The sequence below is a fragment of the Oscillospiraceae bacterium genome (assembly GCA_025757985.1).
Lineage (GTDB): Bacteria > Bacillota > Clostridia > Oscillospirales > Ruminococcaceae > Gemmiger.
On record CP107210.1, the window covers coordinates 311815 to 330370 of the forward strand.

General features: G+C 57.6%; 24 protein-coding genes and 1 tRNA gene. 11 read left to right on the plus strand and 14 right to left on the minus strand.

The features are described 5' to 3' along the window. Positions 1-4: 4 nt before the first annotated feature. From OGM67_01570 to OGM67_01615, 10 genes are read right to left on the minus strand one after another with little or no spacing between them, the layout of a single operon-like run. A complete protein-coding gene (locus OGM67_01570) occupies positions 5-487 on the minus strand; it encodes a hypothetical protein (GenBank protein UYJ35057.1) in 483 nt (160 codons plus the stop codon). Beyond that, a complete protein-coding gene (locus OGM67_01575) occupies positions 484-1128 on the minus strand; it encodes an MBL fold metallo-hydrolase (protein UYJ35058.1) in 645 nt (214 codons plus the stop codon). The genes OGM67_01570 and OGM67_01575 overlap by 4 nt, the downstream gene beginning before the upstream one ends. Continuing rightward, positions 1128-2072 carry a recombinase RecT gene (locus OGM67_01580; protein ID UYJ35059.1) on the minus strand — a complete coding sequence of 315 codons (945 nt, stop codon included), beginning with the start codon at positions 2070-2072 and terminating at the stop codon, positions 1128-1130. Before OGM67_01580 ends, OGM67_01575 begins: the two co-directional genes overlap by 1 nt. Then, positions 2056-2988, minus strand: a complete 933-nt coding sequence (locus OGM67_01585) for a DUF1351 domain-containing protein (protein ID UYJ35060.1) — start codon at positions 2986-2988, stop codon at positions 2056-2058. Before OGM67_01585 ends, OGM67_01580 begins: the two co-directional genes overlap by 17 nt. Positions 2989-3018: 30 nt before the next feature. Beyond that, the gene (locus OGM67_01590) at positions 3019-3264 is read right to left on the minus strand and encodes a hypothetical protein (protein UYJ35061.1); all 246 of its coding nucleotides are present in this window, start codon (positions 3262-3264) and stop codon (positions 3019-3021) included. Between the two features lie 14 nt (positions 3265-3278). Continuing rightward, on the minus strand, positions 3279-3563 hold the full coding sequence (locus OGM67_01595) for a hypothetical protein (GenBank protein ID UYJ35062.1): 285 nt from the start codon (positions 3561-3563) through the stop codon (positions 3279-3281). Positions 3564-3573: 10 nt separating this feature from the next. Continuing rightward, the gene (locus OGM67_01600) at positions 3574-3780 is read right to left on the minus strand and encodes a hypothetical protein (protein ID UYJ35063.1); all 207 of its coding nucleotides are present in this window, start codon (positions 3778-3780) and stop codon (positions 3574-3576) included. After that, complete coding sequence (locus OGM67_01605) at positions 3773-3976, minus strand: hypothetical protein (protein ID UYJ35064.1); 204 nt, start codon at positions 3974-3976, stop codon at positions 3773-3775. The genes OGM67_01600 and OGM67_01605 overlap by 8 nt, the downstream gene beginning before the upstream one ends. Continuing rightward, positions 3973-4326, minus strand: coding sequence for a DUF3846 domain-containing protein (locus OGM67_01610; GenBank protein ID UYJ35065.1), 354 nt, complete (start codon positions 4324-4326; stop codon positions 3973-3975). The genes OGM67_01605 and OGM67_01610 overlap by 4 nt, the downstream gene beginning before the upstream one ends. Before the next feature lie 14 nt (positions 4327-4340). Further along, a complete protein-coding gene (locus OGM67_01615; GenBank protein ID UYJ35066.1) occupies positions 4341-4511 on the minus strand; it encodes a hypothetical protein in 171 nt (56 codons plus the stop codon). Positions 4512-4574: 63 nt separating this feature from the next. On the opposite strand from OGM67_01615, the gene OGM67_01620 reads away from it, so the two are divergent. Continuing rightward, the gene (locus OGM67_01620; GenBank protein ID UYJ35067.1) at positions 4575-4784 is read left to right on the plus strand and encodes a hypothetical protein; all 210 of its coding nucleotides are present in this window, start codon (positions 4575-4577) and stop codon (positions 4782-4784) included. Here the strand turns inward: OGM67_01620 and OGM67_01625 are convergent. Continuing rightward, positions 4781-5044: a hypothetical protein gene (locus OGM67_01625; protein ID UYJ35068.1), complete on the minus strand. Its 264-nt coding sequence runs from the start codon at positions 5042-5044 to the stop codon at positions 4781-4783. The genes OGM67_01620 and OGM67_01625 overlap by 4 nt on opposite strands. Positions 5045-5082: 38 nt before the next feature. Continuing rightward, on the minus strand, positions 5083-5301 hold the full coding sequence (locus OGM67_01630; GenBank protein ID UYJ35069.1) for a helix-turn-helix transcriptional regulator: 219 nt from the start codon (positions 5299-5301) through the stop codon (positions 5083-5085). Between the two features lie 169 nt (positions 5302-5470). On the opposite strand from OGM67_01630, the gene OGM67_01635 reads away from it, so the two are divergent. From OGM67_01635 to OGM67_01645, 3 genes are all read left to right on the plus strand, one after another. After that, the gene (locus tag OGM67_01635; GenBank protein UYJ35070.1) at positions 5471-5821 is read left to right on the plus strand and encodes a helix-turn-helix domain-containing protein; all 351 of its coding nucleotides are present in this window, start codon (positions 5471-5473) and stop codon (positions 5819-5821) included. A 193-nt stretch (positions 5822-6014) separates the two neighbouring features. Continuing rightward, on the plus strand, positions 6015-6674 hold the full coding sequence (locus OGM67_01640; GenBank protein UYJ35071.1) for an SHOCT domain-containing protein: 660 nt from the start codon (positions 6015-6017) through the stop codon (positions 6672-6674). Between the two features lie 21 nt (positions 6675-6695). Further along, positions 6696-8732 (plus strand): recombinase family protein, encoded by a 2037-nt coding sequence (locus OGM67_01645; GenBank protein UYJ35072.1) that lies wholly within the window; start codon positions 6696-6698, stop codon positions 8730-8732. 26 nt (positions 8733-8758) lie between these two features. Here OGM67_01645 and OGM67_01650 read toward each other — a convergent pair. Continuing rightward, positions 8759-8845: transfer RNA gene (locus OGM67_01650), tRNA-Leu, on the minus strand. A 276-nt stretch (positions 8846-9121) separates the two neighbouring features. Between OGM67_01650 and OGM67_01655 the strand changes: the two genes are divergently transcribed. The 7 genes from OGM67_01655 (at position 9122) to OGM67_01685 (ending at position 16941) form a co-directional block, all read left to right on the plus strand. Further along, positions 9122-9886 carry a DUF975 family protein gene (locus OGM67_01655; GenBank protein UYJ35073.1) on the plus strand — a complete coding sequence of 255 codons (765 nt, stop codon included), beginning with the start codon at positions 9122-9124 and terminating at the stop codon, positions 9884-9886. A 209-nt stretch (positions 9887-10095) separates the two neighbouring features. Further along, positions 10096-11082 (plus strand): ABC transporter ATP-binding protein, encoded by a 987-nt coding sequence (locus OGM67_01660; GenBank protein UYJ35074.1) that lies wholly within the window; start codon positions 10096-10098, stop codon positions 11080-11082. Next, positions 11079-11942: an ABC transporter permease gene (locus OGM67_01665; protein UYJ35075.1), complete on the plus strand. Its 864-nt coding sequence runs from the start codon at positions 11079-11081 to the stop codon at positions 11940-11942. Before OGM67_01660 ends, OGM67_01665 begins: the two co-directional genes overlap by 4 nt. 15 nt (positions 11943-11957) lie before the next feature. After that, a complete protein-coding gene (locus OGM67_01670) occupies positions 11958-13379 on the plus strand; it encodes a GldG family protein (GenBank protein UYJ35076.1) in 1422 nt (473 codons plus the stop codon). A 9-nt stretch (positions 13380-13388) separates the two neighbouring features. After that, positions 13389-14432, plus strand: a complete 1044-nt coding sequence (locus tag OGM67_01675) for a DUF4340 domain-containing protein (GenBank protein UYJ35077.1) — start codon at positions 13389-13391, stop codon at positions 14430-14432. 303 nt (positions 14433-14735) lie between these two features. Continuing rightward, positions 14736-15896: a glycoside hydrolase family 3 protein gene (locus tag OGM67_01680; GenBank protein ID UYJ35078.1), complete on the plus strand. Its 1161-nt coding sequence runs from the start codon at positions 14736-14738 to the stop codon at positions 15894-15896. Beyond that, a complete protein-coding gene (locus OGM67_01685) occupies positions 15889-16941 on the plus strand; it encodes a glycosyltransferase family 4 protein (protein ID UYJ35079.1) in 1053 nt (350 codons plus the stop codon). Before OGM67_01680 ends, OGM67_01685 begins: the two co-directional genes overlap by 8 nt. 80 nt (positions 16942-17021) lie before the next feature. Here OGM67_01685 and OGM67_01690 read toward each other — a convergent pair whose 3' ends face one another. Next, positions 17022-18551, minus strand: coding sequence for a YifB family Mg chelatase-like AAA ATPase (locus tag OGM67_01690; protein ID UYJ35080.1), 1530 nt, complete (start codon positions 18549-18551; stop codon positions 17022-17024). Between the last annotated feature and the right edge of the window lie 5 nt (positions 18552-18556).

The following is an 18556-nucleotide window of genomic DNA, read 5'->3' on the forward strand; positions in this document are numbered from 1 at the left end:
CCTTTCAAATGTCAATGCCCAACTCGTGGGCCTCTTGCCGTGCGCCGTCAATGAGGTGGCTCATTTCTGAGCTGTTCATGGCGCTGGTGCGCTTGTACAGGATGTAGCTGCAATAGCGGCTGCCGTCCTTTTCGTGGGTGGTGATAAGGCGGGTGTAGGGGTAATAGCTGTGCGGGTCGGTGCCCTCCGGTAAGTCCACCATGACGACCTGACCGGCCTTATCCAGACACGGCGTTCCGTACTCGACCACCAGATCGCTTTTTATTTCGTCAAACTCGCCCCAGACGGTGGAGGCTATGCGGCTCACCAGCGCGTGAAAGTAGTTGTTGGACGCTAAGCTGCGCCGGGGTATCGCGCGGGTGATCTGCACCTCCAGCAGCGCCCCTTGCAGCTGGTCGAACTGTTCCCGGAAATCCCCGGCAATCTCGATGACGATGCGCTGTCGGCCACGGTAGCCGGGCTCCATGCGCACCAGCCGCGCCCTCATTTGGATTCCTCCTTGTGGCAGTGCAGCCAGACATAGGTTGAATCGGGGCGCATATTGCCATACACCCAGTCGATGGCATCCTGCTCACTCATGTGGTCACGGAGGACGCGCTTCTCGTAGATGTACTCGCCGTTGACCTTTTTCTCGGCAATTTTGGCTTGGATTTCCTCGTCGCGGTAGTTGGCCTCGACCAGATACAGGTCATAGTACGGGGCTGTGATGCCGTTGAGGTTGCCCATGTCGGTGGCGTAGAAGACCTTGCTGCCATCGTTGAACCAGATATGCCAGCAGCAGTTCCGCACATTGTGCTTTGTCTCGCAGGCTTTGACGAAGCAGTACCCGGTGTCGTACCAGCGGTCAGGTGTCGTGATGGTGATCTGCCGCAGCGGTACGCCCGCGTTCTGCAGGTCAGGCCCAAGCCACGGGCAGGCAAAGAACCGAAGTGACGGGCGCTCGGCGGCCAGCCGAGCCAGCGTCTTTGGCTGGAAGTGGTCGCTGTGGATGTGTGTCAGCAGCACCGCGTCCAGATCGCGGTAGACGCTTTCCAGACGGCGGAACGGAACGCCGCAGTCAATCAAGATGCAACCATCCACCACCACGGCATTGCCCTTGCTGCCGGTGGAAATGATTTTGTACTCCATTAAAGTGCGCTGATGTCAACAGCTTCGGGCTCGGCCTCTGCTGTCGGGGCGGGTGCTTCGGGTTCGGTGCTCGGCACTTCCTGCGCGTCTGCCGGGATACTGGCGCGGGCGGCCTCCACGGTCTCGGTCACAATCTGCCCGTCATCGGCCACGTTGACGGCATCGTCATGCTCCAGCGCAGTAGTCATTTCAATGGACATGATGCCCCAACGGCTGATGATGTGCCGCAGCAGGGTCTTTTTCGCCATGTCGTCAAAGTTCTTGTACCAGAACGAGGAGTAGCGCCACATATCCTTTTCGGGAACGCGGCCAGCTATCAAGTCCTCATAGCCTTGGCGGCTGAACGCCTTGGAGAAAGTATCTGCGTGGGTCATCATCTTTTCCTTGGACCAGTAGACGACCTTGCGGAAACCGTTGAGGTACTCGAAGTAGGCCATGTAGCCGATGGTGGGCAGGGTCTCGCGCTCGTCATCGTCCTCGATGAACTGGAACTTGGCCTTGCCGGTTTCCGGGTCTTTGCCCATGTACTCGCCCTGCTTGATGACCATGACATCCAGATCCTTGTACTGGCCGCTGCGCAGCGCCAGCTGGATGTAGCCCTTGTAGCCCAGCACGAATGTGGCGGTGGTGGTTTCCGGGCGAATCATGTTGCCGTCGCGGTCATACTTGGCCTTCTGCTTGAACGGCACGAGGTAATACTGACCCAACTGCGGGGAAGGGCTGAGGTTGAGGCTTTCGCCCAGCAGAGCACCGGCAAGGATCGTGCCGGCATCGCATTCCTGCAAGGCGGGGTTGACGGCCACGGCGCTGGTGATCGCGGCGCTAAAGCGGCGGGCACGGGCCGGGTCGCGCAGCGTGCTGGCGATAAGGTTCTGATACATTTTGCTGTTGATGGCAACGCTGAACTTCTGTTTCTGCGGGGCGCTGTTAAGAGATTGTGTCATACTGCATACCTTCCTTTTCCATGAATGCTTTCAGTGCTTTCAGCTGCGGCAGCGTGCCCGTCACAGCGAACTTGGCAAGATATTTCTTCTCGGCGTGGGCAGCAGCAGGCGCGGGGGCGGCTGCCGGGGCCTGTGCGGGGCTTTCCGCCTGCGGGGGTGTAGCGACCTCGTGCGGCGGGGCGGGCTGCTCCACCGCCCTCTTGGCGGCCTCAGCCTCAATGGCTGCCTTGGCCTTGGCTTCGGCCTCCTGCTGAGCCTGCTGGCGGGCGCGGCGTTCTTCGGCAGCGCGGCGCTGGGCTTCCAGCTGTTTGTGACGCTGCTGCACGATCTGGCAGGCAGAACCAAGGTCGAGCGATTTCTGATATTCGACCATGATCTCGTCACGGTCCGGGTTTTCCTCCAGCGCGGCGCAGTCACGGACAATCTTGGTGACGCTCTGGGTGATGGCGGCCTTCATGGCCTTGGGGGTGCAGGTCAGCGTGACCTTGAGATTCATCTGTTCAAACTTCAGCCAATCCAGCCCGAAGCCACTGGTCAGTTCGTTAAAGAAAGACCGGACATCGTCCTCTTTCTGCTGCTTGATGCCGACCTCCACATCAGCAATTTTCTTGCCAAGCGCTTCATCGGCGGCTTTGTAGGGGTTCGAGACGCATTCTTTGTAGACAGCTTCAAACTGTTCGTAGGGGGTCATAATGGCCTTTTTGACGGCCATGCGCTGGGCCTCGTAACCCTCCAACTCCTTGCGGACTTCGGTGCGGATCTTCTTGACATCGGTGCGGGTTTCCTCGGTCACGGCCAGAGCCATGACGGCGCTGGTCCGCTGTTCGATTTTGGCTTTGACATCCCGCAGCCGCTCCTCGATGATGGGCAGCTGCTTTAAGTTGATGACTTGCAGTTGTTCGGAATTTCCGTCCATGTGGTATACTCCTTTCTTTGTGTGCGGGATTTAGAAAAACTCCCGCGTAATGGTGATTTTCTCGCGTGTCTTAGCACCGAAGTTGCCGCCATCCAGCATCCCGGTCTTGCGGAATGCCTCCTCGGTGTAGATGTCCGGGCAGGCCGTCATGCCGTTGACGGGGCGGTGGAAAGCGGAAAACGCCTGCATGGCGGTGGCTCTGGATGGAGCTTCAACCTCCGTCCAGCCGCCCTCGTAGGCCATGCCGCTGCTGCCGTAGGTGAAATAGAACTTCATCAAAACACTCCTTGTCAGTCGCAAAACGGTTCGCAGACTTTGAACTCGAAACCGCCATCAATCTCTCTGATGGCGTAGTAACCAGCAAAGTAATAGCCGGGATCGCTGAAATGGGGCGCTCCATAGGCGATATTTGCTTTCCATTCTGCGTGAATCGGAAGAACCTTTCCGCAATAGAGCTTTTCAAAGCACCATTTGACAACTTCATCCTGCGGAAGATCTGTCTGAACATTCCAGATGCGAAAAAAGTCGCCATACGGCTTATATTGCCCGCAGTGGGTTTGTTTTGCTTCAATCATTTTGTACCTCTCATTTTCCGAAGCATTCGGTGACTTCCCACGCATTGCGGGTCGTCATGCACTGGTCGCAGCCAACGATCTCGTTGTCGGCGCTGATGTAGATGGTTTCGCAGGTCTGTTCGCATATCGGGCAGACCGGGTAGGTCGGGTCTTTGCCGTCACGGTAGCCAGAGTTCCGCAGGTTGCGGATGTAGGCGGCATCGGGCAGATTACTCACGGCGGCCACGCTCCTTATCGTCCAGCTTGAACCAGATTCCAAGGCAGGTATTTACGCCCAGCAGACAGCTGATGAACAGAATCACGCCGTTCAGCAGGGGCATATCGCCATCGGCCACGGAAACCACGGCCATCAGCACCACCAGCATCAGCGCAAGGCAGACAAACTGCATTGCCTTTTTCAGCAAACGGATCATGCTTCACCCTCCCATCTGCACCGGCCCGGCAGCGTTGCCATGATGACATCCCCCAGAACACGGGCAATGTCATCGGGCAGACCCAGTTCCGGGCCGTAGGCGCTGGTCAGAACTACAGTGCCGAAAATCTTCGTGCAGGCCAGAAAGCTGGCAACCTCGTTGACAACGGGCCTCGGCCATTGCAGGCGGGCATCCTCGTCCACCATCAGCAGGTAGTGACCCTCGATGTTGCGGACGGGAACAGTCTCCACATAGCCGCCGACAACTTTCTGCACATCCTCCAGCGCCGGTGCGGTAAAGGTCTGCACTCGCATATCACCGTTGGTGGTGATCACAAGTCCTCGCATCATTTTCTATCCTCCTCTCATAAAATCCCGCGAGCTTTAAGCTTGATTTCCATTTCGTCCATCCGTTCCTTGGCATCGGGGTGGGCCATATAGTCGTAGAAGCACTGCGTAAAGGCCGCCGCAAAATTTTCCATGTGTTCATCAGATGCGCCAAGGGGATTTTTAGTTTTGATTTCTTGCGAGGGCATTTTGGCTCCTCCTGTACGTTCGCTCCCTTGGGTGGTACAATAGCCATGAAGGGAGGTGAAATTATGCTGATGTACCGTGTCGATTTGACCAGCCTTGAACCGTCTGAACGGGTTGCAGCCGTTAAGCGGATTGATGTGGTCGCTTTCGATACCTATGATGGATACGGCACCAGCGGCTTGGAATACGTTGATGTCGCATGGGACCGCAAAGAAGATTTCGTGTCTTCTCCCGTGTTCCCAACAGGTTGCCGCTGTACTAAGATGGGCAACTAACCCTCATTACACTTGAGCGTGGCGTAACAAATATGCAGCGCCACCGGGAAATCCGGGTCGTATTCAAAGACGATCCGGATTTTCTTTTTGTCCGAAAGGTACTTCAATTCTTCGGGCTGCTCGGCAAAGCGGGCCAGCGCTTCTTCGCGTTTCCAGTAGCCAACCCCGACACCGTTGCGGTGGACATCAGCGGGTGCGTAGCCGTAGTGCTGGAGGATTTCGTCCTCAGGTGGCCACGGCGCTTCGGTCTGTTTGTTCATGTTGGTTCACCTCCTTTTGTCAAAAGCTCGTTTGTAGATTATTCATCTACATTACTGGCAAAAAAAATCGGTTCTTTCTCTTCGATAGAGATTTCCAGCAGGTCGCAAAGTCCCTTGATCTCCGGTGCAGTGAACTCGGTCTTATTGTTGATCTTGTTCAAAAAGCCCTGGTACGACAGGCCAATCTTCGCTGCAATGTACTTCAACTTGTAACCGGAACTCTCAATCTTGGCCTTGAGCAAATCGGTATTCGTCATTTTTGTCACCTCTTTTCGTAGTTGGCGTGTAGATGTTTCATCTACTGTTTCGTATATTACCACCATGTAGCTTGATTGTCAACAATTTTTTATCAAAACTTGAAAAATTGTTGACGCTGGAGCTACTGCGTATTATAATAAAGGCATCAGATTCAAGGAGATAAGAAGAATGACGATTGGACAGAGAATCAAAATCCGCCGCGAAGAACTTAATATGTCTCAGGACGACCTCGCAAAAAAGGTTGGATATAAGTCACGGTCATCAATCAATAAAATCGAACTGGACCTGTATTCTTTGAAACAGTCCAAAATCAAAGCCATTGCGGACGCGCTGGAAACAACGCCGTCTTACATCATGGGCTGGGATGAAGAAGCCGAAGAAGCAAAAAAGGCTGCCCCCAGTGAAGAGGACAGCCTTAATGCAGAAATCATCAAATTGTTTATGGGTCTGACAGCCGATCAGAAGAAAGAGGCGCTGAATTATCTGCGCTACCTTTCAACGAAATCAGAAAATCCCTGAACGCGATTTTGTCATCGTAGGACAGGCCGGACAATAGCATAGTGAGTTCCTTCAGCTCATCGGGGTTCATACCACTTCACTCCATTCCCAAAAATATTGCCGGCATATCCGCATTATATCACAGGCACACGGTTTTTGCATGAAAATGCAAGAATATCCCAAAAGGACGCAAAAATAAACAGGAGGCATTATCATGGCACGTTGTAGAAGATGTGGTAAAAGCGGTCTGTTCTTTCATGTAAACCAAGAGGGCTATTGCGAACTGTGCGCAATGCAGCTCCGGGACGAGGCCATCGAGCAGCACCGGAAAGAGTATAAGCGCAAGATGGCAATGGAAGCTGCGGCAAAGGGAATCAAACCTGAAGAGCTTGAAAAGCCTACCGATGAAGTGCTGTACACCCTTGCCATCGTAAGCGGCCTTATCCAGCTTCATGCAAACTATCTGGATATCAAATGGGATAAAATGCATGAGAGTATCCCTCTGCAGAATGTGTTGTCCTTTACGATAGAGGAACACAGCATCGGTCCCAACAGAATACGCATTGCGACAGCTCAGGCGGCCACCGCAAATATCAATCTTGGCTACGGCGTCAGCAGTGCAGTCGGCGGCGGCAATCATGTGTATGGTTGCAGTGCAACGGAACTTCCGACAGCCTACAAAATCCGCGATTATATCTCCAACTGGACGGCAAAGGCACCCGCGCCGGCAGTTGCACCGCAGCCTGCGCCACAGGTTATTGAACAAAAGCCGTCTGCAGCTGATGAAATCCGCAAGTACAAGGGCCTGCTTGACGATGGAATCATTTCGCAGGAAGAATTTGAGGCAAAGAAGAAGCAGTTGCTTGGCCTGTAAAACCGAAAGGAGCGTGACGGCATGAAAAAGCGAATCAACACTAATTCCGCAGCCCGTGCTGTCATCTACGCTCGTTATTCCAGCGCCAACCAGCGTGACTGCTCCATCGAGCAGCAGGTGGAAAAGTGCCGGGAACTGGCCGCCCGTGAGGGCGTGACCGTCATTGAAATATATGCTGACCGCGCCATCAGTGGCAAAACGGACCGCCGCCCGAATTTCCAGCGGATGATGAAAGATGCCAGTCTGCGGCAGTTTGATGTAGTCCTTGCATGGAAGTCCAACCGCATGGGCCGGAATATGCTGCAAGCCATGATGAACGAGGAGCAGCTGCGCAGTAATGGTATCCGCACCATCTACGCCGAGGAAGATTTTGACGACACTGCCGCCGGGCGCTTTGCCCTGCGGAACATGATGAATGTCAATCAGTTCTATTCAGAGAACATGGCCGAGGACATCTCGCGCGGCCTGATGGACAACGCCAGCAAGTGCATGTCCAACGGCAGCCTGCCGCTTGGCTACAAGACCGGCAAAGATCAAAAGGTCGTGCTGGATGAAGCAGAGGCAGCCATCGTGCAAGAAATCTTTACCCGGGTGTCGTGCTATGAGCCGTTCATCGACATAGCCCGCGATCTGAACCGCCGGGGCATCAAGACCAAGAAAGGGGCAGAGTGGGGGCGCAGCAGCTTTCACACGATCTGCCGCAATGAGCGGTACAGGGGTATCTACATTTACCGTGATATCCGCGTTGAGGGCGGTATGCCGCGTATCGTATCGGACGAGCTTTTTTACAAAGTGCAGGAGGTATTGAAAGTGAAGAAGAATCCGCAGGGTCGCCGTAAGCGCAGCGGCTATGAAGAATACCTGCTGACCGGGAAGCTGTACTGCGGCCACTGCGGCAGCCCCATGACGGGCATTGCTGGCACCAGCAAGACCGGGGCCATGCACTATTACTACACCTGCCAGAAGCGCCGCACTGACCACAGCTGCGATAAGAAGGCCGTCCGCCGCGACCAGATTGAAAAGGCCGTGGCTATCGCTATCCAGCAGCAGCTGCTCACCGATGAAAACATCCAGATGATGGCGGATGAAACGATGGCCTATAACGCCCGCACGGAAATCAAATACCGCTTGCAAAGCTTGCAGCAGCAGCTTTATTCCAACGAGACCTCAACTGCCAACATTATGAAGGCAATTGAAATGGGCATCATCACAGACACTACGAAAGCCCGCTTGCTGGCGCTGGAGCAGGAGCACGGCCAGCTGCTTGCCAAAATCGACACGGCCAAGGCCGAGATGGTTCCCATCAACCGGGAGGATTTCGTCAGCCTGCTGGACATTTACCGCACGGGCGATGTGAACAACAAAAAGTATCTGGCCGCCCTGTTCGATACATTCCTTGTCCGGGTTGACCTTTATGACGACCACTTCAAGATCACCTTCGACCCGACAGGCGGAAAAATGCCGGTAGATATTCCCATCGGCGCGGAAGATTCTCCCGAAAGTCCGGGGGATTCTCCCGAATCCTCGGATTTTGAGGCATCTCCACAGGATGCAGAAAAGTTCGTTTTAGCTCTCCACAACCGCACCAAAGCCTCGAACTTAGGTTCGAGGCTTTTTTGTTGGTGCGTTGGCTATGGGACGACCCGAATCATCAAGTCTGGCAAGCGGTCTTTTCTGTTGGATAGCAAGGAAGTTCCTTGGCCTAATGAAGGTGTAGGGGCGACCATTGGTCGCCCGCCAACTTGGCGCAACCACGCGCTTTCCGGGAAAGCTTTTTTCGCAGATAAACGGGTAGGGGCGAGCAATGCTCGCCCCTACAAGAGTTTTTTGACAGCCTGCGGCGAACATGGATTGCCCGCAAGCTTGATTCGGTACCGCCCTCCCGGAAAGGCTATTCACATATACTGCGGGTGTGTGCAGACACTGCACCCCTACAAAGATATGCTTGAACAAGATGGAGAAATTTACCCTGTACGGCCCTTACATTATAATATTGCCAAACTCCCCGGTACAGCTATAATACAGAAAGCTTCTCAGACAAAAAAAGAAACCACCTAAAAACTTTCGTTTCTAGGTGGTTTCTTTGGTGCGGATGAAGGGATTTGAACCCACACTCTTTTAAGGGAACTAGAACCTGAATCTAGCGCGTCTGCCAGTTCCGCCACATCCGCATATTTTGTTTTCGCCTTGGCCGTTGGCCTGACGACAGGTATTATTATAGCCAAACAACCGGTAAATGTCAAGCGCTTTTTGCAAAAAAACAGAACTTTTTTATATTTTTGTGAACAAACTCAAAGGATGACGCTGAATCGACAAAGTGATGCGGCGCAATACTTGCTTTTGCGCCATAAACTGCTATAATATAAATACAATATTCTGCACAATTCCCGCCTTGTGGTGCTTACAACGCAGGGAATATACTGTATGAAATAGGGAGGTAAACGCTTATGTGGACACGCGAACTTTTAAAATCCAACGCCAAGCAGGCACTGCAGGGACGGTACTGGCGCAGCTTTTGGGTCTGCCTTGTGCTGAGCTTTGTCGGGCTGGGCGGGGCCAGTGCCAGCAGCGGCAGCGCGGCGCGGCAGACCGTGGATACCGCCGGTGGGGACACAGCCTCGATTTATGAGATGTTCAGCAACATCCCGGACAATATGCTTGCGGCACTCGCAGTCGGTGCGTTTATTGGTGCTATTATCAGCATCTGTTGGGTGCTGTTCGTCTTGTATCCGCTCAAGGTCGGCCGCTGCCGCTATTTTATGGAGAGCCGCCAATCCCTGACCCCGGCCTCCACCGTTGTCAGCACCTTCCGCCAGCCCTACGGCAACCCCATCATCGTGCAGCTGCTCACCAACTTAAAGGTTTTTCTGGGCTTCCTTCTGCTCATTGTGCCGGGAATTTATTGGGACTACTGCTACACGCTCGTACCTTATCTGCTGGCCGAAAATCCCTACATGTCCGCTACCCGCGCCATGGAGCTGAGCAAGGAAATGATGGAAGGCGAAAAGTGGAATTACTTCGTCCTGCAGCTGTCCTTCTTTGGCTGGCTGCTGCTCTGCGCGTTCACCTTCGGCATCGGCGGCTTCTTTCTGGAGCCGTACATGCAGGCCACCTATGCGGAGTTTTATGCCGCTATGCGCAGCAAGGCGCTGGCTGCAGGCATGACCACCACCGATGAGCTGGGCGGCTTTGTGCGCCACGATACCTTTTGAGCTTACTTAAAGAAACGCCGCGAAAACGGGCAGCTGCCTGTATTTCGCGGCGTTTTTTGCTGTATCGGCGCGCAGGATTTCACACTTCTTCAAACCATTCACGCAATTTTTTCACATTTTCAAATTATAATAGAAGCCTAGGCATCCCTGCACAATTTCTGCACTGCAGCAATGCCCTTGAACCCAAGTGATAAAGGAGAGTGCGCACTTTGATTGAGGTAGAGCATCTGACAAAGCGCTACGGCGGCCACACCGCGGTGGAGGATATCAGCTTCACCGTCGAGGACGGCTGCATTTACGGGCTGCTGGGTCCCAACGGGGCAGGCAAGTCCACCACGATGAATATCATAACCGGCTATATTTCCGCCACAGACGGCACCGTACGGATCGACGGCCATGATATTGCAGAGGAACCCGCTGAGGCTAAGGCCTGCATCGGCTATCTGCCGGAGCTGCCGCCGCTCTATCCGGAGATGACCACGCGGGAGTATCTGCTTTTTGTGGCCGAGCTGAAGGGCACCCGCAAAAAGGCAGACCGCATTGCGGCGGTAGAGCATGCCGCTGCCCGCGCGGGTCTGCAGGGGATGGAGCAGCGGCTCATCCGCAACCTTTCCAAGGGCTACCGCCAGCGTGTCGGCATTGCCGCTGCGCTGCTGGGCACACCCAAGGTCATCATTCTGGACGAGCCGACCGTCGGCCTTGACCCCGCGCAGATGATCGAGATCCGCTCTCTGATCCGGGATCTGGGCAAAACCCACACGGTCATTTTATCCAGCCATATTTTGAGCGAGGTGCAGTCCGTTTGTGATCGGGTGCTGATCATTGCCCACGGCAGGCTGGTAGCGCAGGGTACACCGGAGGAGCTGGCCGCCAGACTGACCGCGAAGGGAACCATCACCGCTACGGCTCAAGGCAGCCGGGAGGAGATCCTTGCGGCGGCGGGTACCGTGCCGGGCCTGACGAACTTGACCGTGACTGAGGAAAAGGACGGCGAGGTCAGCTTTACTGCCGTCAGCACCGAGGGCACCGACCTGCGCGGTGCGCTTTCACAGGCGTTGGCCGGGGCAGGCTGCCCGGTGCTGGACCTGCGCGCCGAGACGATGAGTCTGGAGGATGTATTCCTGCAGCTGACCGAGGCCCCGGAGACACAGCAGACCCCGCAGCAGGACCATACAAAGGAGGGTGACGAGCAATGACAGCTATTTTCAAGCGCGAATTCAAGAGCTGCTTTACCGGTATGATCGGCTGGGTCATTGCCGCCGTCAGCCTTTTCTTTCTGGGCCTGTACTTTACAAACCGCAATCTGCTCTATGCTTCGTCAGATTTCGCCTCGGTGCTCTACACCATGACGATGATCCTGCTGTTCCTGCTGCCGGCCATCAGCATGCGCAGCTTTGCCGAGGAACGCAAAAACAAGACCGACCAGCTGCTTTTGACCAGCCCGGTCAGCATTCCGGCCATTGTGGCTGGTAAGTTTCTGGCAGAGCTCGCTGTTTTTGCGCTGCCGCTGGCGGCAGCTGTGGTGATGCCGCTGCTGCTACAGGCATTCGGCACGGTGTCGCTGGTGGCGGCCTACAGCGCCCTGCTGGGCTATCTGCTGCTGGGCGGCGCCTGTCTGGCTGTGGGCACCTGGATCTCCGCTCTGACCGAAAACCAGATACTGGCCTATCTTGCCACCTTCGGCGCGCTGCTGGTGGCCTACCTGATGAACGGCATCCAGACGATGTTCACGACCGGCAACCTGCTGGCGTTTATTGTCTTTATGATCGTGCTGCTGGTGGCGTCTGTTCTGGTGGGCGTCATCTGCAAACGGCTGGCGGCGGGCGCTGTAGTATTCTGTGCGGGCGCGGTGGTGCTGTTTGTGCTGTTTCAGCTGCGCCCGGCATGGCTTTTGACGGCCTTCAATGCGGTGCTGTCCGCGCTGGCCCTGTTTGAGCCGTTCAAGGACATTGTGGGCGGGATGTTCAGTATCCCGGCCATTGTCTACTATCTGTCGGTCATGGGGCTGTTCCTCTTTTTGACCGGGCAGGCGCTTGCACGCCGCCGTTGGAACTGAGGAGGTACACTGAGCATGAAAAAACAGAATGGTATTTGGCAGGGCGGCAGCAAGCGCACCCTGCACAGCGGCCTGTACGCCAGTGTGCTGGCAGCGGTCGTGCTGGCGGTGGTCGTGCTGCTGAACCTTGTCGTCCGCGCACTGCCTACAAAATATATGCAGTATGACATCTCCACGACCGCACTCTTTACCTTGAGCGATACGACCGAGAACCTGCTGCATGAGCTGAACACCGATGTGACCGCCTACTATCTGGCCGAGAGCGGGCAGGAGGACGCCAACATCACCCGCCTGCTTGACCGCTATGCGGGCGAGAGCAGCCACTTTAGCTGGCAGCAGCGGGACCCGGTGCTTTACCCGACCTTTGCCCAGCAGTATGACGGTGCCTCCACCGGCAGTGTCGTGCTGGTCAGCGGGGAAAACAACACCGTCCTTTCCTACAATGACATGTATGAGATGGACCTTGAAAGCTACTACACCACCGGCACGGCAAACTACAGCTTTCAGGCAGAAAACGCCATCACCTCCGGCATCGCCAAGGTCACCCGCACCGAGGCTTACCAGCTGTATGAGCTGACCGGCCATGGGGAGACGGCCCTGACCAGCGATTTTACCGAGACTCTGAACAACGCCGGCGTCACGGTGACAGAGCTGAACCTTGTGACGAGCGGCAGCATCCCGGCCGACGCCGGCGCACTGCTCATCAACGCGCCGGGGGCAGACCTGACCGATGCCGAGGCAGCGCTGCTGAACGAGTATGTTGCAAACGGCGGCAAGCTGTTTGTGACCACCGACTTTACGACCGCAACGCCGAAGCTGGATTCTGTGCTGACCGCCTGCGGCATGAACCGCCAGCCCGGTCTGCTGATCGAAACGGACGCCGACCATTACCCCTACGGTTACCCGCAGACCTACCTGCTGCCCACGGTGGTCAGCAATGAGATCACAGCGGGCGTGTCGCAGAGCATGATGGTCTACACCCCCATCGCGCAGGGCATCACCACCGATGAGGACAGCGAATTTACCTTTACCCAGCTGTTGACCACCGGTGATACAGCCTACGCGATGGAAAACTACGCCACTGCCGAGACCGCCCAGAAGGCTGACACCGACCCCGAGGGCAGCTTTGCCGTGGCCGTTGCGGCTGAGAATGCCGCGACCGGGGCGCGTGTCGTCTGGGTCAACTGCCCGAACCTGCTGCTGAGCAGCATCAACCAGCAGGTGTCAGGCGGCAATGCACAGCTGCTGGGCAGTGCCGTCAACTGGCTGAACGGTGCGCAGACTACGGCAGTCATCAATGCCAAGAGCATGAGCGCCGCCTCGCTGAATGTGCCGGTCTCGGCGGCTGTGCCGCTGGGCGTGCTGTTTACGCTGGTGCTGCCCATCGTCTGTCTGATCGCGGGTGCGGTGATTTGCGTGGTGCGCCGCCGCAGATAAAGGAGAGCCATGAAGAACAACGCAAAAAAAACAAAAAAGCTGCTGCCGCTGGCCGTGCTGCTTGCCGCAGCCGCCCTGCTGGGCATCCTGCTGGCGGTGCTGACCCGCAGCAGCACGGATGCCGCAGATACAACGATCCCGCTGTGCGGCTTTACGGCAGAGGAGATCGACCGGCTGGCCTACTCCGGCAATAATATGGATGTGACGCTGCTCAAGGGCAGCACAGGGGACTGGATGCTGGATTCCGACCCGGCCCTGCCGCTGGATCAGGAAAAGGTCACAAGCCTTGTGGAGCAGTATGCCGCGCTGGCGGCGCTGCGCAAGCTGGAGGGCAGTGACCTTGCCGAGCTGCCCGAAAAGAGCGCTGCACCCCAGATGACCATCACCATCGGCGCGGGGGAAAAGACCCTTGCCCTGACGGTGGACCAGCTGAACGCCGTTGCCGATGTCTACTATGTCTACGATGAAAGCGGTGCAGCGTATACCGTTATGCGCAGCGACCTTGCGACCCTGAGCAAGTCCCCGCGGGATCTCTACAAGGCGCAGACGCTGACCGACAAGACGCTGAGCGATGTGGCGGCCATGCAGGTGAACGACCTGCAGTTTACCCAGACGGACGGCAGCTGGACGCTGACCGATGACCCGGACTATCCCGTGAGCCAGAGCAGCATCAAAAAGATGGCCAGCACGATTTTGCAGATGCAGACGGCGTGGACCGTCACTGCGCCCGAGGCCGATACCGCCTACGGTCTGGACAGCCCCGATGTCACGGCCGTGCTGACCTTCACTGACGGCACAAGCCTGACCGTGCGGTTCGGCAATGCGGTGGCCGCTGCTGCGGACGGAAGTGACGGGGACAGCCTGTGCTATCTTGCCAGCGATGCCGCACCGACTGTTGTGTATGAGGTCAACGCCGATTCCAAGCTTGCCTACGCGGTGACAAAGGAAAGCTTATACGAGGAAACGGCCACCGCCGAGACCGCCGCCAGCGACCCGGTGGCGCAGTACCCCGTCGGCGGGGAGGATGACTACGCCGACAGCCTGCCGGAATGACGATACCAATGCGCTGCCCTGCGCCGGGCAGCGCATTTTTCTTGCCCGCGGTCGGGAAATATGCTACTATATAATCAGGCTGTCAAAAAACTCTTGTAGGGGTGAGCATTGCTCGCCCGCGCCCGTTTGCCTGTGAAAAAGCTTTCTTAGAAAACGCGTTGCTGCGCCAGGTTGGCGTGCGACCAATGGTCGCCCCTACACATTCAATAGACCAGGAATGTGGTTTTTGACACGATGTATTTACTTATAGAATACACGATACAAAAGGGGCCGCTGCCCGCTCCCCCGGAAAGGTGGTATTCCATGAAAAAGCGCTTTTTTCTGCCCGTTCTGCTGGCGGCGCTCTGCGCCTGCAATGCGGCCGTGCCAACGCCCACCCCAACGCCCGCCCCGGCAGCGACACCGACCGTAGAGGCGCAGCCCGCCGATGCGCTGACGCTGGAAGAAAAGGTCGGTCAGCTTTTCATCGTCCGCCCGGATGCACTCGACCTGAGCCTTTCGCAGGAAACGATCAACGATGCGAAGGCCGATGGCGTGACCACTGTGACAAACGATATGCGCAGGGCGCTACAGCAATACCCCGTGGGCGGCATCTGCCAGTTTGGCAAAAACATCGAATCGCCGTCCCAGCTGGCGCGTTTTAATAAAGAGTTGCAGGGCGCAAGCGCCACGCCGCTGTTTATCGCGGTGGATGAGGAGGGCGGTCTTATCGCCCGTCTGGCGAACAACGATGCGTTTACGCTGCCACGCTACGCCAGCGCCGCAGCCGTGGGCGCGAGCGGCAACCCCGAGGATGCCCGCGCCATGGGGCAGACCATCGGCGCTTATCTGAAGGAATACGGCTTTACTATGGACTTTGCGCCCGATGCCGATGTGAACACCAACCCGGATAACCCGATCATCGGCACCCGCGCTTTCTCGTCCGATGCCGATACCGCTGCTGCCATGGCCGCCGCTATGGCAGACGGACTGCGGCAGAACGGCATTCTGCCGACCCTCAAGCATTTCCCCGGCCACGGCGACACCGCCGAGGACAGCCACACAGCGCTGGCCGTGACCTACAAAACGCAGGAGGAGCTGGCAAGCTGCGAGCTGCTGCCCTTTGGGGCAGACACCGGCCTGCACGCCGTTATGGTGGGGCATATTGCTGCGCCGAATGTGACAGGCAGCGATACCCCGGCCACACTCTCGCCGCAGCTGGTCGCAATGATTCCGAACGCCGAAGACACGCTGATCGTCACCGATTCGCTGGCGATGGATGCCATCGCCGATGCCTACACCCCCGGCGAGGCTGCTGTGCTGGCCCTGCAGGCGGGCTGTGATGTACTTTTGATGCCAAACTCCCTGCCGGAGGCCTACGCTGCCGTGCTGGAGGCCGTACAAAACGGTACGATCACGCAGGAGCGCCTTGACCAAAGCGTCAACAAAATTCTGCGCTATAAAGAGGTATTTACTCATGTCTGAAACTGTCTGGGCCGTTGATGGCTCCTTTTTTGCCCAGCGCCTTTCCGGAATTCAGCGCTATTCCATCGAGCTGCTCGCAGCTCTCGATCGCATTGTGCCGCCCGGCCTTGTGGAGATCGTCACCCCGCAGGGGGTTGAGACACCGCCGTATACAAACATAAAGACTGTGCCCTTCGGCACGCACAAGGGCGGTGTATGGCAGCAGCTGGATTATCCGCGTTATCTGAAGCAGCGCGGTGCCAAGGGGCTTGCCACCTGCAATGTCATTCCGCTGTTCGGCTTTCGGGGCATTGCGGTCGTACACGATGTTTGCTACCGCGCCCGCCCGGACTTCTATACCAATCCGCGCGGCCGGCTGAGTGCGGCGTGGCACCGCCTGCAGTATCGCCGCATTGCCAAAAAAGCCGAGCGCATCATCACGGTATCGGAGTTCTCCAAAAGCGAGATTACCAAATATTACGGCGTGCCTGCGTCCGAAATAGAGGTCGTCTACAACGCCTGGCAGCAGATGGAGCGCATCACGCCCGATGACAGCATCTTTGCAGCCTACCCGCAGCTGAAAGCAGGCGCGTATTATTTCAGCATGGCGAATCTGCTCAAGAACAAGAATTTCCCGTGGGTGCTGCGTGCAGCCAAGGCCCGGCCCGATGCGGTGTTTGCCATTGCAGGCGGCGGCAGTCTTGCGGCCCAGGCAGAGCGCCTTGGGCTTGCCGATCTGCCGAATGTGCTGTATCTGGGCTATGTATCGGACGGTGCGGCCAAGGCGTTAATGGCCCGCTGCCGTGCGTTCCTTTTCCCGACCCTGTATGAGGGCTTCGGCATCCCCCCGCTTGAGGCTGCCGCCTGCGGTGCGCCCGAGATCATTGTCAGCGATACCCCCTGTATGCGCGAGGTCTACGGCCCCAGTGCCGCCTATATCGACCTTGCCGTCAACCACGGCGATGTTGACAGCATCACCCCCGCACAGGCACCCGCCGCCGCCGTGCTGGCCCGCTACAGCTGGGACCGCAGTGCAGAAAAACTGCTGCAGATCCTTACGGCGTAACCACACTGTTCCAAACGCTGCCCTGCGCAGCAAAAAACCGCCCGCCGCTTTCCAGTGGAAAGCGGCGGGCGGTATCGGTTTTATCGCATCCCAAATTTCCGGTCAAGACTCCGGTACTGCAGTGCCTCCGAAAGATGGGCGGCGTCAAGCAGCTCGCTGCCGTCCAAATCGGCCACGGTGCGGGCCACCCGCAAAATGCGGTCGTAGGCGCGGGCGCTGTAGCCCAGACGCTCAAACGCGCCGCGCAGGATCTTTTCGGCGGCGGGGGTCATGCGGCAGTAGCGGCGCAGGGCGCTGGACGGCAGCTGCGCATTGCACCGCACACCGGGCAGGGCTTGGTAGCGCTCACGCTGCAGGGCGCGGGCATCGATGACCCGGGCGCGCACATCGGCGCTGGACTCGCCGCCCTGCTCGGACGCGAGATCGTCATATTCAACCGGAAGTGCCTCCACATGCAGGTCGATGCGGTCCAGCAGCGGCCCTGAAATGCGCCGCCGGTAGGCGTCCACGGCGCTGGGCGTGCAGGTACACTCCCGTGTCGGGTGGCCGAGATACCCGCATTTGCAAGGGTTCATGGCGGCCACCAGCATAAACTTGCAGGGGTAGGACGCACTGCCGTGTACGCGGCTGACGGTGACCTTGCCATCCTCCAGCGGCTGGCGCAGCACCTCCAGTGTGTCGCGTGCAAACTCCGGCAGCTCATCCAAGAACAGCACACCGTTGTGGGCCAGACTGACTTCGCCGGGGCGGGGTACGGACCCGCCGCCCACGATGGCCGTGGAGCTGACGCTGTGGTGCGGGCTGCGGAACGGCCTTTCCCGGATAAGCCCGGCGCCGCCCCGCAAAAGCCCGGCCACTGAATAAATCGCGCTTGTTTCCAACGCTTCCTCATAGCTCAGCGGCGGCAGAATACCCGGCAGCCGCTTGGCAAGCATCGACTTTCCGGTCCCCGGCGGGCCTACGAGTAGAAGATTATGCCCGCCGGCCGCTGCAACCTCCATGGCACGGCGGGCCTCGCTCTGCCCGCGCACATCGGCCATGTCAGGCCCGAGCCAGACGCCGTTTTCATCGTACCCATCGGGTGCGGCGGGGGTGATGGGTTCCGCGCCGCAGAGGTGCAGCACAACATCCTGCGCACTGCGCGCGGGATAGACGGTCAGCCCCTCCGCTACGGCAGCCTCGGCGGCGTTCTCGGCGGGCAAAAACAGCTCCTTTACGCCGTTTTGCACCGCGGCCAGGGCCATCGGCAGTACACCGGTCACGGGGCGCAGTGTGCCGTCCAGCCCCAGCTCACCCAGAAATGCCCGCTCGCCGCCGGGGGCGGGCAGCTTGCCCTGCGCGGCCAGTATCCCCACAAATACCGGCAGGTCATATACCGGCCCGGTCTTGCGCACATCGGCGGGGGCCAGATTGATCGTGATGCGGCTGGCGGGCCACGCATAGTGCAGGTTTTTCACGGCGCTGCGTACCCGCTCGCTGCTCTCCTTGACGGCGGAGTCCGGCAGGCCGACCAGATTGAACTGCGGCAGCCCGCCCGCAAGATCAGCCTCGACCTGCACAAGATACCCCGCCAACCCGGTCACACCAAGGCTTGTCACTTTTGCATACATAGGCG

Coding starts and splice junctions, on each gene's coding strand:
- OGM67_01570 (UYJ35057.1), bottom strand. CDS start 487: ATGAGGGCGCGGCTGGTGCGCATGGAGCCCGGCTACCGTGGCCGACAG.
- OGM67_01575 (UYJ35058.1), bottom strand. CDS start 1,128: ATGGAGTACAAAATCATTTCCACCGGCAGCAAGGGCAATGCCGTGGTG.
- OGM67_01580 (UYJ35059.1), bottom strand. CDS start 2,072: ATGACACAATCTCTTAACAGCGCCCCGCAGAAACAGAAGTTCAGCGTT.
- OGM67_01585 (UYJ35060.1), bottom strand. CDS start 2,988: ATGGACGGAAATTCCGAACAACTGCAAGTCATCAACTTAAAGCAGCTG.
- OGM67_01590 (UYJ35061.1), bottom strand. CDS start 3,264: ATGAAGTTCTATTTCACCTACGGCAGCAGCGGCATGGCCTACGAGGGC.
- OGM67_01595 (UYJ35062.1), bottom strand. CDS start 3,563: ATGATTGAAGCAAAACAAACCCACTGCGGGCAATATAAGCCGTATGGC.
- OGM67_01605 (UYJ35064.1), bottom strand. CDS start 3,976: ATGATCCGTTTGCTGAAAAAGGCAATGCAGTTTGTCTGCCTTGCGCTG.
- OGM67_01610 (UYJ35065.1), bottom strand. CDS start 4,326: ATGATGCGAGGACTTGTGATCACCACCAACGGTGATATGCGAGTGCAG.
- OGM67_01615 (UYJ35066.1), bottom strand. CDS start 4,511: ATGCCCTCGCAAGAAATCAAAACTAAAAATCCCCTTGGCGCATCTGAT.
- OGM67_01620 (UYJ35067.1), top strand. CDS start 4,575: ATGCTGATGTACCGTGTCGATTTGACCAGCCTTGAACCGTCTGAACGG.
- OGM67_01625 (UYJ35068.1), bottom strand. CDS start 5,044: ATGAACAAACAGACCGAAGCGCCGTGGCCACCTGAGGACGAAATCCTC.
- OGM67_01630 (UYJ35069.1), bottom strand. CDS start 5,301: ATGACGAATACCGATTTGCTCAAGGCCAAGATTGAGAGTTCCGGTTAC.
- OGM67_01635 (UYJ35070.1), top strand. CDS start 5,471: ATGACGATTGGACAGAGAATCAAAATCCGCCGCGAAGAACTTAATATG.
- OGM67_01640 (UYJ35071.1), top strand. CDS start 6,015: ATGGCACGTTGTAGAAGATGTGGTAAAAGCGGTCTGTTCTTTCATGTA.
- OGM67_01645 (UYJ35072.1), top strand. CDS start 6,696: ATGAAAAAGCGAATCAACACTAATTCCGCAGCCCGTGCTGTCATCTAC.
- OGM67_01655 (UYJ35073.1), top strand. CDS start 9,122: ATGTGGACACGCGAACTTTTAAAATCCAACGCCAAGCAGGCACTGCAG.
- OGM67_01665 (UYJ35075.1), top strand. CDS start 11,079: ATGACAGCTATTTTCAAGCGCGAATTCAAGAGCTGCTTTACCGGTATG.
- OGM67_01670 (UYJ35076.1), top strand. CDS start 11,958: ATGAAAAAACAGAATGGTATTTGGCAGGGCGGCAGCAAGCGCACCCTG.
- OGM67_01675 (UYJ35077.1), top strand. CDS start 13,389: ATGAAGAACAACGCAAAAAAAACAAAAAAGCTGCTGCCGCTGGCCGTG.
- OGM67_01680 (UYJ35078.1), top strand. CDS start 14,736: ATGAAAAAGCGCTTTTTTCTGCCCGTTCTGCTGGCGGCGCTCTGCGCC.
- OGM67_01685 (UYJ35079.1), top strand. CDS start 15,889: ATGTCTGAAACTGTCTGGGCCGTTGATGGCTCCTTTTTTGCCCAGCGC.
- OGM67_01690 (UYJ35080.1), bottom strand. CDS start 18,551: ATGTATGCAAAAGTGACAAGCCTTGGTGTGACCGGGTTGGCGGGGTAT.